We start from the raw sequence: 18,132 nt of genomic DNA on the forward strand, positions 1-18,132 counted from the left end.
CAGCCCGTTCCAAAAAGCGTCGCACCCTGCTCAAGGCCGGTGGCACCCTGCTGCTATCCGTAATGGCACCAACGGCAGCCAATGCGACCCAGATACTGGCGGTACGCGTCTGGCCTGCCGAAGACTATACGCGCGTCACGCTGGAAAATGACAGCGAACTGAAAACCAGTCATTTCGTGCTGAAAGACCCATATCGCCTGTTCGTCGATATCGAAGGCCTGGAACTCAATACCAAACTCAAGGAACTGGTCGCCAAGATCAAGTCCAATGACCCGTATATCAAGCAGGTGCGCGTGGGGCAGAACAAGCCCAATGTGGTACGCCTGGTGTTTGACCTGAAGGAAGAAGTCAGTCCACAGGTATTTAGCCTGCCGCCAGTAGGTACTTACAAACACCGGCTGGTGTTTGATCTCTACCCTGCCCACCCGGTTGACCCGATCGCCGCGATGATGGAAAAAGGCGAATGGAACAAGGATGGCGTCAGCCTGCAGCCCTTGCCAGAAGTTCCCCCCGCAGCGATTGCCAACAAGCTTGAAACCAAGTCAGAAGAAAAACTAGCAGCCAGGCCAGATGTACCGGCCATCGCCGAAAAAACACCAGAAAAACTGGCGGAAAAGCCCACCGACAAGTCGACTGACAAGCCCGTGCAACTGACGCGCATGATTACGATCGCCATTGACCCCGGTCACGGCGGCGAAGACCCGGGCGCCATTGGTCGCGGTGGCAGCCGTGAAAAAGACGTGGTGCTGGCGATAGCCAAACGGCTCAAAGCCAAGATAGAACAGCATCCAAACATGCGTGTCATGCTGACCCGCGATTCTGATTATTTTGTCCCACTCAATGTCCGCGTGCAAAAAGCCCGCAGCGTGCAGGCAGATTTATTCATGTCAGTGCATGCCGATGCCTTTGTCAATTCCAGCGCACGTGGCTCTTCTGTCTTTGTATTGTCAGAAAAAGGAGCCAGTTCGACTGCGGCCCGCTGGCTGGCAGATAAGGAAAACGCTGCTGATCTCATCGGTGGCGTCAATATCAAGACGCATGACAGGCAGCTTGCCAGTGTGTTGCTGGATTTATCAACGACCGCACAAATCAATGACAGCCTGAAGCTGGGCAAGGTCGTGTTGAGTGAAATCAGTGGCATCAACAAACTGCACAAGGGCTCGGTGGAGCAGGCAGGCTTTGCCGTGTTGAAAGCACCGGATATTCCCAGCATATTGATAGAGACTGCTTTCATCTCCAACCCGGAAGAAGAAGCCAAACTCACCGATAACGTTTATCAGGATCAACTGGCGGATGCTGTCATGAAAGGCATCAAGAAATATTTTGCCAAAAACCCGCCATTGGCAAAAAACCGCATGACCTGATCTTGTAGTTAGTTGTCGCTAACCGCATCAGTCACAGCACATTTTTTGTACTTTGCCCAAGGCCGTTCCCAGCGCATCCAGGGGGATGGAACCAATCGCCAGACGCAAGGCATGCGGTACTTGCGTCGTCGCCGCAAACGCTTCTGCCGTACTGACCATCACGCCCTGCGCAGCCAATGCGGCTGCGACCTGGTCGGCGCGCATGTGTTCTGCCAGCGTCAGCCATACATAATACGAAGAAGGATGCGCGGCCACTGTGCAGCCTTGCAAAATCTTGCCTGCCAGCCTTTGCCGTTGCCTCGCATCTTTGCGTTTCAGCATTTCCAGCGCATCGACCTTGCCAGACTCTATCCACAGGCAGGCCAGCGTGATCATGAGTGAAGGCGTATTGCCTGACGACACGCGTATGGCTGTTTCCAGCGCAGGGATGAGCCGCAGTGGCGCAGCCACCATTCCTATGCGCAAACCCGATGCCACGCTTTTCGACAAGCCGGAGATATACACAGTCTGTTCCGGCGCATAGGTGAAAACAGGCTTGGGCGCAGGTTCCGCCAGAAACGCATAGGCACCATCTTCGATGATCAAAAACTGATGGCGCTTTGCCAGTTGCGCCAGCTTCTTGCGTTCTGCATCCGACATCACCGAACCCATGGGATTATGCATGGTTGGCATGACATACACGGCACGCACCGGGCGACGCTGGCACAATACTGCCAGCGCAGGCAGGTTCATTTTGCCATCCAGCATGGGCAATGCTTCCACATCCAGCCGTGCAGACTGGGCCAGGGTTTTCATGCCAGGGAAGGTCAGAGCATCCATTACCAGAATATCCCCCGGTGCGAGCAAACCCTGCACCGTAATTGCCAGTCCCTGCTGCGCGCCATTGACGATCAAAACTTGTTCCGCAGGCAAGCGCAGGCCACGGTTGCGCAAGTGCCTGGCCATGGTTTGCCGCTCATGCAGGCGGCCACCTTGCGGCGCAGAATGCAGCAAGGCATCGAGGTCACCTGAACTGGCAATGCTGCGCAAGCTTTCTCGGAGCATGTCGTCTTGCCCAGGCAAGGTCGGGTAATTAAAAATCAGATCTACCGCATCGCGTTGCAGGGTCTGCTGTACCAACCCCAGGCCACGTGGCAGCGACGTGTCACGCACAAAAGTGCCGCGCCCCATTTCGCAGGCGACCAGGCCACCGGCTTCCAGCTCTGCATATACGCGCGAAGCGGTCGCCAGCGCAATACCGTGTTCGCGCATCAGACTACGCAGGGTTGGCAGTTGCGCGCCTGGCCGCAAACTGCCATGGCGTATGCGCAGCGAATAGTCATCAACGATCGATTTATAACGGGCCAGTGCCATGGAATGTATCTAGAACAATTTTTTTACTGTATCAGGTCATCAGATTACACTGCAATCAAGTTTTCTACAAACAGGATGACAGCCATGATCAGTTTCAGCACGCTTACCGCATTTTGCATTGCCGTTTTGTTTTTGCTTTGCTCGCCCGGCCCCAACATGGCCTTCATCATGACTTGTGGCATGCAGTACGGCATGCGTGGCAGTGTTGCCGCAGCGCTGGGTATCGCTAGCGCTGACATCATTTTGACCGTGCTAACTGCCAGCGGCGTCAGTGCCATCATCACCGCCTGGCCCCCTTCTTTTGACCTGATACGCTATGCCGGTGTGCTGTACCTGTTGTGGCTGGCGAAGAAGGCATTAACCATCAAGCCTGCGTCTGCCAAAAATACCAGGCCGGGTGATGTGGTCATAGCGCCTTTGCGCACGGTGTTCATGCAATCGTGTCTGAACAGCCTGCTCAACCCCAAGGCGCTGTTGTTCTTCATGGTATTTTTGCCGCAATTTGTCGATGCTCGACAAGGCACAGTGACACAGCAATTATTATTGCTGGGCTTGCTGCTGACGGCTATCAGCACGGTGTTTCATGCAACGCTGGGCAGTTTCAGTGTTGCCATCCGCAACTTGCTGACGCGACACCAGAGACTGGCACAAGTGCAGCCTTATGCATTAGCCGCAGTGCTGATACTGCTGGCTTTACGTTTGGTGATGATGGAGCGCTGAAAGAAATGAGGAGGCTGAAGGGAGTAAACGAACGATGGCATTAATCCGCGCCAATGCTTGCATCTGAATCACAGGCTGTCCCCGCTGCTATCCAGCGCCGGACACGTCTGGCAAACCACTGGCTGGCAAAATGCGGCAACCATCTTGCGTAATGCGCAGGATTCAACAACATGCCACAACGGTATTGCTGCACATCTGCCTGCCATTGCAGCGCTTGACAACTACCACGAAACTGCCATAAAAACACCCGCGCCACGGGGCAAGGTTCAGCAGCACAACATACCCCGCAGCCATTGCAAGCCTTCCCTGTCTCCGGCTTCACCGGCGCACCAGCATGCAGCCAGATGACCGTCGACACAGTCGATGAGTTGGCTGGTGGTTTCATGGCATCACGTTGTCCTTATGCCTTGCGCTTGCCCATGAACAGTTTCCACAATGCGCCCAGGATAAGTGGTACCACCGCAGCGCCAACACCGATCAGCACGATGGCATTGAGGTGGTCACGGATGAAAGGGATGTTACCAAAGAAATAACCTGCCAGCACCACACTGAATACCCACAGCAAGGCGCCCAGCACGTTATAAATCTGGAAGGTCTTGTGCGTCATGTCTGAAATACCCGCCACGAAAGGCGCAAAAGTACGCACCAGGGGGATAAAGCGCGCCAGCACCACGGTCTTGCCGCCATGCTTTTCATAAAATTCATGGGTTTTCATCAGGGCACTGCGGTCCAGCCAGCGAAAATCCTTTTCCAGCACCTTATGGCCGATGAGGCTGCCTATCCAGTAATTGATGGAATTGCCGGTGATGGATGCCGCCACCAGCAGGGTAATCAGCAACCACACGTTCATGGAGCCGGTTGCGCAAAAAGTGCCTGCAATAAACAGCAGCGAATCCCCAGGCAGGAAAGGGAAAATGACAAAGGCGGTTTCACAAAATACGATAGCAAACAACACGACATACACCAGCGTGCCATATTGCGCGATTACGGTACCCAACATTTTATCGACATGCAAAATCATGTCGAGGAGTTGCATAAAATCCATCATTTTCCCAAGGTCTGTAGAAAGCCGCCGCAATCATACACCAGACCGCATAGTCTGAGACGCCTGACAGGTATAATCATGGCATGAATGCGAACTCCCCTACTTACCGCCCCATACTGGCATTGCCAGACAACCTGATTTCCCAGATCGCCGCTGGCGAAGTGGTGGAAAGACCGTCTGCTGTCGTCAAAGAGATACTGGAAAACGCCCTGGATGCCGGGGCCAGCACCATCGTCGTGCGCCTGGAAGAAGGCGGTGTCAAGCGCATAGCCATCACCGACAATGGCCGCGGCATACCGCCAGACCAGTTGACGCTGGCTGTAGCCAGGCATGCGACTTCAAAAATAGGTTCGCTGGAAGAACTGGAGCATGTTGCTACCCTGGGCTTTCGCGGTGAAGCACTGGCCTCTATCGCCTCTGTCTCTTTGCTGACACTGACCACACGCACGGCTGACGCCGACCATGCTTGGCAGATAGAAAATGGCAAGGTCTCACCCGCATCCGGTGCACAAGGGACGACGGTAGATGTGCAGGATTTGTATTACAACACGCCTGCACGCCGCAAGTTTTTAAAATCAGAACAGACAGAATTTGGTCACTGCGCAGAAATCGTGCGCCGCATTGCGCTGGCGCGCCCTGATGTATCGTTTTCATTGACGCATAACGGCAAGGCGGTTGACCACTGGAATGTCAGCGCCATCGACAAGCGCAGCGCGCAGATTCTGGGAGATGCGTTTTCCAATGCGCGCCTGCCGCTTGATGAAAGTGCCGGGCCTTTGCGTCTGCATGGCTTCGTCGGCCTGCCAACGGCATCCAAGGCGCGTGCTGATGCGCAATTCTTTTATGTCAATGGCCGCTTCGTGCGCGACAAACTGCTGACTCATGCCGTGCGCGCCGCCTATCAGGATGTCTTGCACGGTGATCGCTACCCCTCGTATGTATTGGGGCTGGATCTTGACCCGGCCCTGGTCGATGTGAACGTACACCCGTCCAAAATTGAGGTGCGCTTCCGTGACAGCCGCGCCGTGCACCAGTTTGTTTTCCATGCGGTCAGCCGCACGCTGGCACAGACTTCAGCCACTGCTTTTGGCACCGTACCGGCACCGGTTTCTGCATCCGGCCCAGGCACGGCAACACCGTGGCTGGCAGCAGAACAAACCAGCTTTGCTACGCAGTTTGCCAACCCCTCGCCTTATGCTGGCAGCGGTGGCGGCGGTGGAATTGGCATGGGGAACGGCGGTGGCGCAGGTTATGGCAATGCCTATCAAAACCCTTACCGACCACAGCCCAATGGCGGCGTGACGCAAAGCATGGAAAGCTATGGCGCGTTTTTCCGCCCCAATGTCAACGATGCCGGTGCAAGCTATGCCCCGGCCACCCCGGTTGCCAATGCCCTGCCAGACGATGATTACCCGCTGGGTTTTGCGCTGGCCCAACTGCACGGCGTGTTTGTGCTGGCACAAAACAGCAAGGGCCTGGTGCTGGTAGACATGCATGCAGCACATGAACGCATCTTGTACGAGCAATTAAAAAATGCCCTGGATGAAAACGCCATGCCGGTGCAGCCCATGCTGATACCCGTCACCTTCTTTGCTGATGCAGTAGAAGTCGGCACCGTCGAAGAACACCAGGACACCCTGAAAGCGCTGGGCTTTGACATGGCCGCCATATCGCCAACGACGCTGGCCGTGCGCGCCGTGCCTGCCTTGCTGAAGAATGCCGATGCCCAGTCACTCGCAAGAGATGTCTTGCGTGAAGTGCGCGAATTTGGCGGCTCACGCGTTTTGATCGACAGGCGCAATGAATTGCTGGGCACCCTGGCCTGCCACACAGCCGTGCGCGCCAACCGCAGCCTGACCGTGCCGGAAATGAATGCCCTGCTGCGCCAGATGGAACAGACAGAACGTGCCGACCAGTGTAACCATGGCCGCCCGACCTGGGTGCAACTGGGCCTGAACGATCTCGACAAGATGTTCATGCGCGGGCAATAGCGATGGCCCCGCATCAGCAGGCGCATGCCATATCGACCTTTCAGGGTGCGCCCCTGTTCTTTGTGATTGCGGTATTTTTAATGCTGCAACCCTTGTCCACCGATCTGTACCTGGCTTCACTACCGAGCCTGGCAACGGTGTTTGCTGTGCCTGCTTCCACGGTACAACTGACGCTGTCCTTATTTGTCGTGGGTTTTGGTGGCGCGCAACTGGTCATTGGCCCGCTGTCTGACCGATTTGGCCGCCGCCCTGTAGTCATTGCCGGGCTGGGTCTCTACCTGATGGCCAGCCTCTTGTGTGGTATTTCACACAGCATAGGCATGCTGATCATTGCACGGTTTTTACAGGCGCTGGGTTGCTGCTCTGCCGTCATCATTGCCAGGGCCATCGTGCGTGATGCCTATGCGCCGCAAGACAGCATCAAGGTCATCGCCAGGGCCAGCAGCTGGGTATCCATGGCCCCCTTGCTGGGGCCGATACTGGGGTCATTTTTACAGGTGAACCTGGGCTGGCGCGCCGCGTTTTTTGTACATGCGCTGCTCGCGCTGGCCTTGCTGGTCATGGTCGTGCTGCGCCTGCCAGAAACCAATTTATACAAAGACCCGCAGGCCACCAATGTGTCTGGCCTGCTGCGCAATTACCGCATCGTGCTGGGCTCACCGCTGTTCTGGATATATGCCTTGCCTGGGGCCTTGTCGTATGGCTCTATCTTCACCTTCATCTCTGGCGCATCGGTGGTGCTGATAAAGGTGCTGGCCTTGCCGACAGCCTGGTTTGGCTATTGTTTTGCCTTTGGCGTCTCCGGTTACCTGACAGGCACGGTGGTTTGCCGCCATTTGCACACGCGCTTTGATACCAAGATCACGCTGCGCATAGGCAGCAGCCTGTCGCTGGCGGCGGGTGCAACTTTTCTGGTATTGGCACTGGCTGGCATACAGCATTGGGTCATGCTACCACCGGTCATGTTTTTGACCATGAGTGCGCATGGCATCAACTTCCCTATTTCGCAATCCAATTCGGTATCGCCCTTCCCGCAGCAGGCGGGCACGGCAGCGGGCCTGATGGGTGCGCTGTACATGCTGGTGGCGTTCGTCGTCGGCACGGTGGTTGGCGCAACGCATAATGGCACGGTCTACCCTTTAGCCATCATCGCTTGCAGCATGGGTGCGCTGATCTTCATTTCAGCCCGCGCCTTGCCGCTGCTGATACCGGCAGACATCACAAAGACAGCAGAACAATCTGCATGACCAAGCACATCGACATGAATAAAAAAGTCATCGCCATCATGGGGCCTACCGCCTCAGGCAAAACCGCCGCCGCACTGGAAATTGCGCGCCACTATCCGGCAGAAATCATCTCCGTCGATTCTGCCCTGGTCTACCGCGACATGAACATAGGCACGGCCAAACCCAGCACAGAAGAACTCGCCGCCGTACCACACCACCTGATCGACATCATCGACCCGGCAGAATCCTACTCAGTAGCGCAATTTCGCAAAGACACACAAAGGTTGGTCACCGACATACAGGCAAAGGGCAAGCTGCCCTTGCTGGTAGGCGGTACCATGATGTATTTCAAAGCCCTGATGGATGGCCTTGACGACCTGCCCGGTGCAGACCCCGCCATACGCGCAGAACTGGATGCCGAAGCCGCCCGCATAGGCGTGCCCGGCCTGCACGCCAGACTGGCAACACTGGACCCCGAAACCGCAGCCAGGCTAAAGCCGCAAGACAGCCAGCGCATACAGCGCGCCCTGGAAATCATCGCCATCACCGGCCAGCCCATGTCTGCCCTGCTGGCCAAACAGGAGCGCGCCGCCCCGCCTTTTGACATGCACGCCATTTCACTCGAACCATCCGACCGCAGCGTGCTGCACCAGCGCATCGCCCTGCGCTTTGACACCATGCTCAGCCAGGGCTTCATCGATGAAGTCAAAACCCTGAAACAAAGACCAGACCTGCACGCCAACCTGCCATCCATACGCTGCGTAGGTTATCGCCAGGCATGGGATTACCTGGACGGACTAACCACACTGGAAGAAATGCGAGAACTGGGCATCATCGCCACCCGCCAACTGGCAAAACGCCAGATGACCTGGCTACGATCCATGCCTGACCGCATCATCATCGACTGCCTGGCACCCGACGCCCAGGCACAAATCATGGCCAGCGTAAGACAGGTTCTGTAAGCCACACCCTATTCAAACAAGGCAAAAACCCCGCAATGCAGACCGCAAACAGCAAAAACCATTGCTTTTTATGCCAAAGCGACAAGCTTTTCCATCAAAATCAGGCCGAAGTATTGACAACCAAAACCCAAACTGACATAATCGCAGGCTTCTTGGTGATATAGCTCAGTTGGTTAGAGCACAGCACTCATAATGCTGGGGTCGGTGGTTCAAGTCCACCTATCACCACCAGAATTTTCTGGCAGAGCGATCTGTTGGATACAAAAACCCGTTTTAGCCTTGTGCTTTAGCGGGTTTTTTGTTTGTTCTTTCGTATGCAGGTTAGTATGCGTACGAATCTTTTTCATCCACACTTGCATCCATAGAAACCGTGTAACAAAATCGGATTACCGCCGAAATCAATTTCAAACAATATCGCCTTTGATCGTTGTAAGTGCTGCCTGGATGAATGATCCTTTGGCATCTGAATAAGCAGACTTGTCCTGCGCATGCTCTTGTGCCAGCTGGATTTTCAAGGACTGATATTTTGCACGCAAATTACCGTCCGAGCATAGCAAGTCTCTGAACGCCAGATGCTCTAACCAGAAGCGCGACCCTGTTTCTACAGCATGAAGATGGATACGCAGCGAATCGACAGATGACTTTACAAAATAACGCCGCATAGGCAACTCTTGTTCGTACTTTGAAACATAGATATAGCCAAGCTTATCCAAGGCTTCAATTTTCGATTCAACATCATAGAGTGAGCTGGCACCAAGCAGCACATCAATAACCGGTTTTGCCACGAGGCCCGGCACAGAGGTACTGCCGATATGCTCTATGGATACCAAAACAGGTGCAAATGCATGCAGCAAGTCTTGGCGTACTTGAAGAAAGAGCTTTGGCCATTCTTGTGAATAAGAGTGTAAGACAACGCTGGACATGCTGGCTAAATTGCTTTGACTAAGATGGTGGTTTGCATTCTAAATGAAAGCCGTTAAAAACATCATCCAATAAATCTAAAAAAACAATTGCTCTAACCTAATCATGGCTGTTTTTCTTTGGAGCGAGGTGCTCTATCAAGCAACAAAAGCACAAGTATAAGATTGAATTGCACTACATTTAAAACAGCATGTAAGCAACTTGTATTACCGAGTGCAAACAATTTAATATGGAATTTTCAGATCTGCTTCAGAAATTGTTTTACTATTGAAGACGCAGTCAAAAAATTTAAAATAACATTTGAGGAGTTGTGATGAAGAAAATCAATTCTGTTTTCCTGGTCGGCTTGCTTGCTATTGGCTCGGCTACGCCTGGCTACGCAGCATGTAAAAAAGCGCGCGTCTGCGATGACTTTGGAAATAATTGCAAAATTCAAGATATATGCGACAGTAAACTCGACCTACCTTCGGTTCAGCTACCACCGCCTCAACCACTACCACCAACACAATTAAAACCCTTGCCGTCGACTTCTCTTCCACCACTTGGTACAACAAAGTGCGAATATAAACAAGTGAATGGCGCCTGGAAAAATGTCTGCCAGTAATTTTTGAAATCAAATTGTATCTGTCTGGATATCAAAAATAAATTTCTAAGGGATTTTCCTACGAGTGGAGCTACAGAAATTTTGTTAGTGATATTCTGCGGCGCTATAAAAGTTCGCCTGTTCCACCAGAATTTCTGTCTGAGTGATCTGTTGGAATAAATTATGGTAGTCCCCTTTTCTCGCCACTAAGTTGAAAACCCTCTGGATGATACCAAGGGGGTTTTCAGGCTTACTCGTGATCATGCGTCACTCACAATTTGCTTGAGCTCTTTGCCATTTCGACATAGGCTTCCTGCTGAAAGCCTACCAACATCATATTTTCATTGACCAGTACGGGTACGGCTTGCTCCCCTAGTTTTTTGAAGGCTTCAGTGGCTTCAGGAGACTTATCGAGATTCATGTCATTAAAAGGAATGCCAGCCTGCTTGAGATAATTACGTGCCGCCTCGCAATGTGGGCAAGTTGATGTTCCGTATAAGGTCAACTTGTAAGGCATGGATTTAACATGCTCAGCATAATCCCCACGTTTGAACGGGCCTTTCCAGGCTTTATACCATTTTGGAGCCTGGCTACCCAATACTAATGCGATGACGACCGTCATAATTAACAGTGCAGCGTCCTTTAAATAAGATTTCAATTTTGCGTTCATATTTTCCTTATAGTTTGAGTTCCATCCGCAGTCCGATACGTGCATAGTTGGCTTTTTGCGTGCTGGTTCGTACGGTGCTGTCAGTATTGAAATATTCGTGTACAGTCTGGGTATCGGGAGCCAGTAGATTGTCTAGGCTCAGCACCAGGCGACACTGTGGATTCACAGTCCAGATTCCATTCGCAGTCAATGTGCTACGGTGTGATTCATAAGTCCGCTGCGTCAGGTTATTGCGCAACCAGTCCCCAGGTAGCCAGTTGGCATCGACATCAATTTTCAGCGGCATATCGCTCATGGTGTAAGTCATTCCGAGTTTGGCACGCCAGGGCAACTGACCGTCCAGGCGGTTGTCTGGCCCTGGCAAGTCACTCAATGCTGAGTGCGCCCAGCCCAGGCTGCCGCGCAAGTCAATTCTGGGCGAACTTGGCCAGAGATCGCGCGCTGCAACTCGCCAGTCAAGATTAATGCCCTGCAAGCTCGCACTGCCGAGGTTGGCGGGACGTTGAACATAACGTGGTACGCCAGACCAGGGGACCGGAGCCAGTACAATTTCCTTACCAATTTTATGCTCTATCTGACGCGCGTAGAATTCGAGTGTGACCTGACTGTCACGACTCAAACCATGTTCATAAGCCAGGTTGAACGCCAGGGCACGCTCTGGTTGCAAGGCGGGATTGCCGCTGGTATCAGCCGTATCTATGGTGTTTGCCGCACAACCCGCGATAAGCGTACACGGAGCAAGTGCATTGATGGATGGTTGCAGCATCAATTGTCCGCTATCAGGCGCATTGAAACTGCGCGCCAGCGATACCCGCAACTGGCGCCTCTGGTCACTCTCAAGCTTTTTGGAGATATGCAAGGATGGTGACCAGACACGGAAGCGCGACTGGCTCACCAGGTTGTTCTCAGACAAATCAAGGCTTTGTTCTTGTGTTGAGAGGCCAGCATTCACGGCGAGGGTTTTGTCAACGCGCCAGTCATCCTGGACAAAGAGCCGCCATTTTTTTTCCGAGCTACCCGCCTTGGTTCCCAGTGCTGCCAGACTGGTGTCTGTCACACCATTGAGCCAGTAGGCGTTGTTGATATCATGCTGATCACGGCTGATTTGCAAGCCTGATTTAAGCCTGTGCCCACCACTGAGGCGTTTTTGGTGATTGATCGCGAACAACCAACCCCTGCTGTCATCGTGCCCCTCCTCACGTCGCAAGCCATTGCCAGCAAGGCCATCTTGCGCACTGAGCATGCTGCTCGAATTATTACGGATCTGACCGCTATCCCAGCGTAAGTCTGCGTTGATTTCCCCGATTTCGTCACTTTCATAAAGCCAGTTAAGCGGTAGCTGGTAGCCACCCAATGCGCCGGAAGAGGTTTGCGTGATTTGCAAAAGCCGCCCGTCTGCCCAAACACGTTGTTCTTCATTGCGCTTGTCCAAATTGACCTGACCTGAAGAGGGTTTGAAGCTGAGGCTGCCGTTATCGGTTTTATAAACAATTTCTCCACTCACAGACCCACTTTCATTTCGGCTCAGGCTAAGGCGGCGCGCATCAAATTGCGCCTGCACTTGCGACCCCGTCACCAGTATTTGCGTATCTTGCGCACTGCCGGGCGTCAGGCTTTTTTGCGCGGATGCATTGATCATCAAGCTCAACGGGCTATCCTCGCTAAATTGGCTTAATGTCCAACTGCCATTAGCGCCAAACCGGCCGCCGGTGCTGATGGCACCGAGATTGAGTTGCTGCTGATTTTTGCGCAAGTGTTTACGGCGCACGATATTGATGGTTCCTGCAATACCAAAGGGGCCGGTTTCAGCAATGGTGGATTTGACGATCTCTATCTGCTCTACTTCGCTGAGATCAAGCTCCAGCGGGCTCTTGCCGACCGCAGGTAAACCATCGACCAGAATCTGCGTGTAACCAGGTAAACCCAGCAGGCTTAAACGGCCATCTTTGCCAATTGTGATGGCTGGTTCACGTTTGAGCAGGTCTGTCACACTTTGCACACCGCTATCGGCAATTTTCTTTCGGCCAATAATCAGTTTGCCAGCTGCCAGTTCACGGCTGGCTTCCAGATCTGTCTGGGCTCCGTTGATCTCTACCTGCTGTATTTGCTGCGCCTGGGTCACCTGCGCAGCCTGACTGGGAGCGGGGTTTGGCAAATTTTGTTGCGACCATGTCTGGCTGCTAGTAAGTAGCAGGCCAGAAATAGCGATCATGCGTATCGACATAGAATAATTCAGGAGTCTGGCTCTGAAAGAAAAAGAACGGAATTGGGGGAGCGAGCAGTAAGCAACAAGGCTTACAGAGGATTTCCTTCGCAAATATCCGTGCAAGTTTTTTCTATTTTGTCTTTGACACGTTCCAGCTCATCTTGCTCTTTTTTGCGCAAACCTTTTAATTTCTCGGTATCTTTTTCTTTTTCAATTTCAGCGCGGATTTTATCAAGCTCTTTCCGGTTTTTTGGAAAATCAAGCGATTGCTCATTGCATATACGCTCGCATTCAGCACGCGGACGTATCTTCCTGCCTTCAAGGTTAATCTGTGCTTGTGCCTCTACAAAGAACGATATGCTTAAGATTGCACCCAACAATATAGATATTTTCATTCCATCTATCCTCTTTTATTTTTTATGACCTGCTGTGTCGCTTAGCGTAAAGATCGCGTTCTCCGTAAAAGCAAAAGAGACAGCCGCAAAAAGAGCAAATGCTTAAATTGACTTAGGCAACGAGATTATTTTTTTGAAATTGAAATTACATAGTAACAATATAAATTGATAATTTCCAATTTGCAAATTATTGAATTTATATCACCGCCATTTAATTATTAAAATGAAAACAAATATTCTTTTGTGCTAAAGTTTCAAAAGAGAATGATGCGATGCAAAAAAAAATTAGCCGCCTTTAAAATAATTTTAATAAACCCAGATCAAGAGAGTTCTACCTAATGCGACAGTTTCTTATTTTTTTGTTTGTTAGCAGTTTATTTTCTTCGTCCGCCATGGCTGGCTATCAAGAAGGACTGAATGCGATAAATAAGCAGGATTATCAAACAGCCTTGAAAGAATTGCAGCATCTAGCGGAAGCAGGCGATGCCACGGCTCAGTCAGATCTTGGCGATCTATACCGTCTTGGATCAGGCGTACCAAAAAATTTCGAAGAGGCTTTTTATTGGTATCAGCTTGCCGCGATAAAAGGAAACACCGTCGCGCAATTGAATTTGGCTGGCATGTATTTCTACGGGATTGGAATACAAAAAAATGATGAACAAGCAATGCGTTGGACACGGAAAGCAGCCATCCGTGGCTACGATAAAGCCCAATTCTTAATGGGACAAATGTTTAGCGAGGGAACACATATTAAGCAGGATTTAGTAAAGGCAGCAGAATGGTTTCGCAAAGCTGCAATGCAAGGTAACGTTGCTTCGCAAATCGCGCTTGCAAAGCTATCTCTGGAAGGCAAAGGCGTTCCACAGAGTTTACCTAATGCGGCTGAATGGTATCGTAAAGCCGCAGACCAAGGCGACTACCAGGCGATGAGCATGCTTGGCTATTTATATGAAAAAGGGCAAGGCGTAGCAAAAAAACCCGAGTTGGCTGCGCGTTTATATCGTAAGGCGGCAGATGCAGGTGTAGCATCTGCACAGTATAGATTGGGCTTATTGTATGCATGGGGGACTGGTGTACCTATCGACTACAAGGAAGCAGAATTACTGTGGAAAAAAGCAGCCAATCAGGGTGTTCAGGAAGCCAAAGACCAGCTGGATCGATGGCATCAAAAAAGTGAGCCGGCAGAATCAAATCAAACAGCGCAATTTTCAGATGTTGAAAAATCGTATGTCGCAACACTGCCACTCAAAGAAGGGCTTTGGAAATTGCACGTGACAACTATAAGTGGAACCGTTAGCGCAACAGAGGATGAAACAACTACAGAGTCCCATGATGCAACCTGGTGCTCAAAAGGAACAGGATTAACAGCCGGTAAGGTATGGCCTATAGTGAGTGATAAAGAGTCCGCCGTTTGTGAGGAAACTACGATTTCCGAAACGGAAAATAATCGTGAATTTAAGACTAAATGTGACGGCGGAATGTTTATCGTGGAAGGACGCACAATTCTCTCGAAAGTTTCTGAAAATGACTATCTGTTTAATTCATCTCAGCTATATCGATTTGACTTGAACTCTCACTTAAGTGGTTTAGGCGAAATGCTTCCTATACCACCATCGAAAGTAAATTTCAGCCTAAAGGCTAGTTATTCTGGCGCATGCCTGGCGCAATAATGGAATCAAAGCTTGAAATGCTTAGTCAGAAATACAGAATTCCCCCTGTTTTTGAACATGAGCTAACGCACAGAACTGCTTATGAATTCCGAAGAGAATAGACGCATTCGTGAGATTCATTGCGGCACAACTCACTCCTTCCAGAAAACCAACAATAGGCCCAGACATGCTCAAGCTATCCACCGACTTTTCTATTCAGCAGTTGCTGGCCGCCTATGGTAGCGCGCTAGTCATTTTACTGGCTTTGGATGCCTTGTGGCTGGCGCTGGTGATGGGGCCTTTGTACAAGTCGCATCTGGGTGAGATGATGCTGGCGCAGCCCAGGGTTATCCCGGCTGTGGTGTTTTACCTGCTTTACACGGTGGGCCTGGTGGTGTTTGGTGTGTTGCCAGCCTTGCGTCAGCAAAGCTGGGTTTGTGCCTTATTGCTGAGTGGCTTGCTGGGTCTGGTGGCTTATGCGACGTATGACTTGACGAATCTGTCTACGCTGAAGGGCTGGTCGCTGACATTGTCGATGATTGATATAGGCTGGGGTATGCTGCTCACCGCTGTGGGTGGTACGGTTTCTTACTTCGCGGCGAGCCGGGTATCTTGAAACGGTGTTTAAAAAACAGATCGGTCTGTTTGTATGGTTTGCGCCAGATCGATCGGTGTGGCCGGTGGCCGGCACAGACGCAGTACACAGGCAAAGATGATGAGGCCGGCAGCAATAATCCATTCAGATGCAAGCAAACCCATGGTGATTTTACCGTCGCCCGAAATGCCCGTTATTTTCAGCGCATAAGGTGTCAGCAAGCGGATCATCAGGAAAGGTATGACCCATAGCAAGCTGTTGCGTTTGCCGACGATCCAGAAAGACAGCAAGCACCCCAGCAAGACGGGCAATAGAAATCCCAGCCCGAAAAATGTCATTATCAGCTTCCCCATATCCTTCCCGCTTCAGCCTTGAAATTGTCATGTGCAGGGAATATACCACCGGGCTTGCAGCCGTGCCATATACCTAAGTTGGTAGTGATGCCGCGAACAGGCAAACCAGTTGCATGTATGCTCCCATCAAATGAATTGCAACCCGCAAGGCTATCGCTCCTGGGAATCACCTCTCCAGAAAAAATTCATTTAATCCAAATTTTTCCTCTCTGACTAGACAAATCATTGCATAATTGCTACCACGCAATTGCTTGCCCATGTAAACAAGATTTACAAGAAAAAAGAAGTGAACCAAAAGTTCACGCAAAATACGGAGACCTCATGAATAAAAAAATCGCTAGTGCATTGATAGTCAGTTTGTTGGGAACGATATTGGCAGGATGCGGTGGCGGCTCAGGGGGCAGTAGCAGTGGCAGTGTTGCACCAGATACCAGCGGTCAAAACCAGGTCAGTACAAGTATCGCGTCGATAATATTGCCGGGGCCGGTGCCTGCGGATTCTCCACCTCCGCCAACAGGTGCCACCTACGCAATGTCACTGGCGATTCCACCACGTCACCAGTGGAATGCCAATTACGGTTATTGTGGTGAAACAGCATTTATCAGCGCCGGTTTGTATTACGGTCAGTATGTGTCGCAATACACAGCGCGCGCTGCCGCGACACCAGGCCTGAATCAAACCGACGTCAACAGTCAGTTGTTAATCTCGGTCAATGATTTGACTGCGGCAGCCGCTATGCATCTGAATGCGGTTGAATGGAATGGGCAGGCAAACACGGTCACTACCAATCAGTTTCTGGCCTGGGTCAAGGGCTATGTGCTGGCGGGTTATCCGGTGGTGATGGGGGTCTACGTTAATTTGTATCAGCCCGGAGTCAGCTCCTCGGCTGGTTTTTCTGCTTACGATCATATCGTACCGGTAAATGGCATCGCATCCAATCACCCTTTGGTGCAGGGATTTAACCAGACTTATTACGCCGATGATATTTTGCAGATCAGTGACAACAGCGGCGTCAACAATCCCAATTACCCCAATCAGTTTACCGCGCCACCCGTAATGCCTGCTTATTTGTTCCAATACAGTTTCGATAAATTCCAGATGACACGGGTGCAGGCGAATGCTGCAAGCGCGCCGCCGTATTCACTTGCCGTGCACAGCAATAGCAGCAATATCAATTCAGCCGTTGCGCTCACCGGTGTCATCGATCTGAACAAAGAAACCGTTCCGGTGCGGCTGGCAACCGACTTGAATTACGAAAACCCGGCAATGACCAATGGATCAAATACGCCACCGAATGCCGCACCACTGACATTGACCGCAACCGTCTATGGTTTGACACCCGGGCTTAAATACAATGTGTATGAGTACAATTCACTGGCAGCTATCCCCAATTCGGCCTTCAACGCCAATGCTTCTGCGGCTATCCAAACCTTTACCTTCACCGCCACAGATTCCACCTATGTGCTTCCTGCGATCAAAATCATGTCGAATCAGACTGCGGCGTTTCGCGCTGTGCCCGCGTCAGCGCATTAAAACAGATTTTTAAGTCGTGCATCAGTCAGCCATGTTTGATAAAAAACTCATGAACGTACAGTCATGTGTGGCTGATTTAATGTGGATGTTCATTCCATGCAATGATGCTTAAAAAGATATTTAAATTTTTTGGCTACGCGCTGCTGGCCTTGTTGGTACTGGATCTGGCACTGGCTGGTTTTCTGTTTTACAAGACACCCAGCCAGTGTCAGGAATCTGACAGTGCGTATCAGTGGATGCTAAGCGTATTGCCACCTGAGCAAATCGCCAGCTTGCGGCGCCTGCCGATGGAAGAAGATCCTAACCCTGCTTGCTCCTTATGGTTTTCTTTCTCACAAGACGGGAAGGAAGTTATTGTGAGCGCCTTGCCCGATTTGATACATGGCACAAAATTTAATTCCAGCGATGAAAATAAAACGGCTGCTGCTATCCGGGCGCGCAAGCATGCGCGCTGAATATACATTTAATTCTGCCCGGAACGCTGCACCTGACTGTGCATCTTAATTGACGTTATCACGAACTGTGGCACAATCGTCTTTACAGGCAAGCACCCCGGCTTCCAGGCG

General features: G+C 51.4%; 18 protein-coding genes and 1 tRNA gene. 11 read left to right on the plus strand and 8 right to left on the minus strand.

Annotated features, from left to right (window positions below; genetic code table 11):
* Positions 1-62 precede the first annotated feature (62 nt).
* Positions 63-1,364 carry an N-acetylmuramoyl-L-alanine amidase gene (locus ACO0LH_RS16575; protein WP_422942260.1) on the plus strand — a complete coding sequence of 434 codons (1,302 nt, stop codon included), beginning with the start codon at positions 63-65 and terminating at the stop codon, positions 1,362-1,364.
* Positions 1,365-1,391: 27 nt separating this feature from the next.
* Here the strand turns inward: ACO0LH_RS16575 and ACO0LH_RS16580 are convergent, their stop codons facing one another.
* Entirely contained in the window at positions 1,392-2,717 is a 1,326-nt protein-coding gene (locus ACO0LH_RS16580) for a PLP-dependent aminotransferase family protein (protein WP_422942220.1), read from the minus strand.
* Positions 2,718-2,801: 84 nt separating this feature from the next.
* Between ACO0LH_RS16580 and ACO0LH_RS16585 the strand changes: the two genes are divergently transcribed.
* Entirely contained in the window at positions 2,802-3,437 is a 636-nt protein-coding gene (locus ACO0LH_RS16585; RefSeq protein ID WP_422942221.1) for a LysE family translocator, read from the plus strand.
* Between the two features lie 40 nt (positions 3,438-3,477).
* Here the strand turns inward: ACO0LH_RS16585 and ACO0LH_RS16590 are convergent, their stop codons facing one another.
* Together ACO0LH_RS16590 and ACO0LH_RS16595 are read right to left on the minus strand one after the other, a co-directional pair.
* Positions 3,478-3,822 (minus strand): hypothetical protein, encoded by a 345-nt coding sequence (locus ACO0LH_RS16590; protein ID WP_422942222.1) that lies wholly within the window; start codon positions 3,820-3,822, stop codon positions 3,478-3,480.
* Between the two features lie 15 nt (positions 3,823-3,837).
* On the minus strand, positions 3,838-4,482 hold the full coding sequence (locus ACO0LH_RS16595) for a VTT domain-containing protein (RefSeq protein WP_422942223.1): 645 nt from the start codon (positions 4,480-4,482) through the stop codon (positions 3,838-3,840).
* An 83-nt stretch (positions 4,483-4,565) separates the two neighbouring features.
* On the opposite strand from ACO0LH_RS16595, the gene mutL reads away from it, so the two are divergent.
* From mutL to ACO0LH_RS16615, 4 genes are all read left to right on the plus strand, one after another.
* Complete coding sequence (gene mutL, locus ACO0LH_RS16600) at positions 4,566-6,473, plus strand: DNA mismatch repair endonuclease MutL (protein WP_422942224.1); 1,908 nt, start codon at positions 4,566-4,568, stop codon at positions 6,471-6,473.
* A gap of 2 nt (positions 6,474-6,475) precedes the next feature.
* Positions 6,476-7,720 (plus strand): multidrug effflux MFS transporter, encoded by a 1,245-nt coding sequence (locus ACO0LH_RS16605; RefSeq protein WP_422942225.1) that lies wholly within the window; start codon positions 6,476-6,478, stop codon positions 7,718-7,720.
* Positions 7,717-8,661, plus strand: a complete 945-nt coding sequence (gene miaA, locus ACO0LH_RS16610) for a tRNA (adenosine(37)-N6)-dimethylallyltransferase MiaA (RefSeq protein ID WP_422942226.1) — start codon at positions 7,717-7,719, stop codon at positions 8,659-8,661. The genes ACO0LH_RS16605 and miaA overlap by 4 nt, the downstream gene beginning before the upstream one ends.
* Before the next feature lie 154 nt (positions 8,662-8,815).
* Positions 8,816-8,892: transfer RNA gene (locus ACO0LH_RS16615), tRNA-Met, on the plus strand.
* A gap of 173 nt (positions 8,893-9,065) precedes the next feature.
* Here ACO0LH_RS16615 and ACO0LH_RS16620 read toward each other — a convergent pair.
* Positions 9,066-9,584, minus strand: a complete 519-nt coding sequence (locus ACO0LH_RS16620; protein ID WP_422942227.1) for a GrpB family protein — start codon at positions 9,582-9,584, stop codon at positions 9,066-9,068.
* Between the two features lie 311 nt (positions 9,585-9,895).
* Between ACO0LH_RS16620 and ACO0LH_RS16625 the strand changes: the two genes are divergently transcribed.
* Positions 9,896-10,186, plus strand: coding sequence for a hypothetical protein (locus tag ACO0LH_RS16625; protein ID WP_422942228.1), 291 nt, complete (start codon positions 9,896-9,898; stop codon positions 10,184-10,186).
* Between the two features lie 250 nt (positions 10,187-10,436).
* Here ACO0LH_RS16625 and ACO0LH_RS16630 read toward each other — a convergent pair whose 3' ends face one another.
* From ACO0LH_RS16630 to ACO0LH_RS16640, 3 genes are all read right to left on the minus strand, one after another.
* Entirely contained in the window at positions 10,437-10,835 is a 399-nt protein-coding gene (locus ACO0LH_RS16630) for a glutaredoxin family protein (protein ID WP_422942229.1), read from the minus strand.
* Positions 10,836-10,842: 7 nt separating this feature from the next.
* Positions 10,843-13,059: a TonB-dependent receptor plug domain-containing protein gene (locus ACO0LH_RS16635; protein ID WP_422942230.1), complete on the minus strand. Its 2,217-nt coding sequence runs from the start codon at positions 13,057-13,059 to the stop codon at positions 10,843-10,845.
* A 71-nt stretch (positions 13,060-13,130) separates the two neighbouring features.
* Positions 13,131-13,436 (minus strand): hypothetical protein, encoded by a 306-nt coding sequence (locus ACO0LH_RS16640; RefSeq protein ID WP_422942231.1) that lies wholly within the window; start codon positions 13,434-13,436, stop codon positions 13,131-13,133.
* 338 nt (positions 13,437-13,774) lie between these two features.
* Here ACO0LH_RS16640 and ACO0LH_RS16645 point away from each other — a divergent pair, with 338 nt between their 5' ends.
* Positions 13,775-15,106, plus strand: a complete 1,332-nt coding sequence (locus ACO0LH_RS16645; protein WP_422942232.1) for a tetratricopeptide repeat protein — start codon at positions 13,775-13,777, stop codon at positions 15,104-15,106.
* A gap of 166 nt (positions 15,107-15,272) precedes the next feature.
* Entirely contained in the window at positions 15,273-15,701 is a 429-nt protein-coding gene (locus ACO0LH_RS16650; RefSeq protein ID WP_422942233.1) for a DUF2177 family protein, read from the plus strand.
* Positions 15,702-15,709: 8 nt separating this feature from the next.
* On the opposite strand, the gene ACO0LH_RS16655 is transcribed toward ACO0LH_RS16650, so the two are convergent.
* Positions 15,710-16,033 (minus strand): hypothetical protein, encoded by a 324-nt coding sequence (locus ACO0LH_RS16655; protein WP_422942234.1) that lies wholly within the window; start codon positions 16,031-16,033, stop codon positions 15,710-15,712.
* A gap of 321 nt (positions 16,034-16,354) precedes the next feature.
* On the opposite strand from ACO0LH_RS16655, the gene ACO0LH_RS16660 reads away from it, so the two are divergent.
* Together ACO0LH_RS16660 and ACO0LH_RS16665 are read left to right on the plus strand one after the other, a co-directional pair.
* Positions 16,355-17,566, plus strand: coding sequence for a C39 family peptidase (locus ACO0LH_RS16660; protein ID WP_422942235.1), 1,212 nt, complete (start codon positions 16,355-16,357; stop codon positions 17,564-17,566).
* Between the two features lie 104 nt (positions 17,567-17,670).
* The gene (locus ACO0LH_RS16665) at positions 17,671-18,021 is read left to right on the plus strand and encodes a hypothetical protein (RefSeq protein ID WP_422942236.1); all 351 of its coding nucleotides are present in this window, start codon (positions 17,671-17,673) and stop codon (positions 18,019-18,021) included.
* Positions 18,022-18,132: the final 111 nt, after the last annotated feature.

Origin of the sequence: Undibacterium sp. TJN19, assembly GCF_049339485.1 — a bacterium.
In the GTDB taxonomy this organism is placed as follows: Bacteria; Pseudomonadota; Gammaproteobacteria; order Burkholderiales; family Burkholderiaceae_D; genus Undibacterium.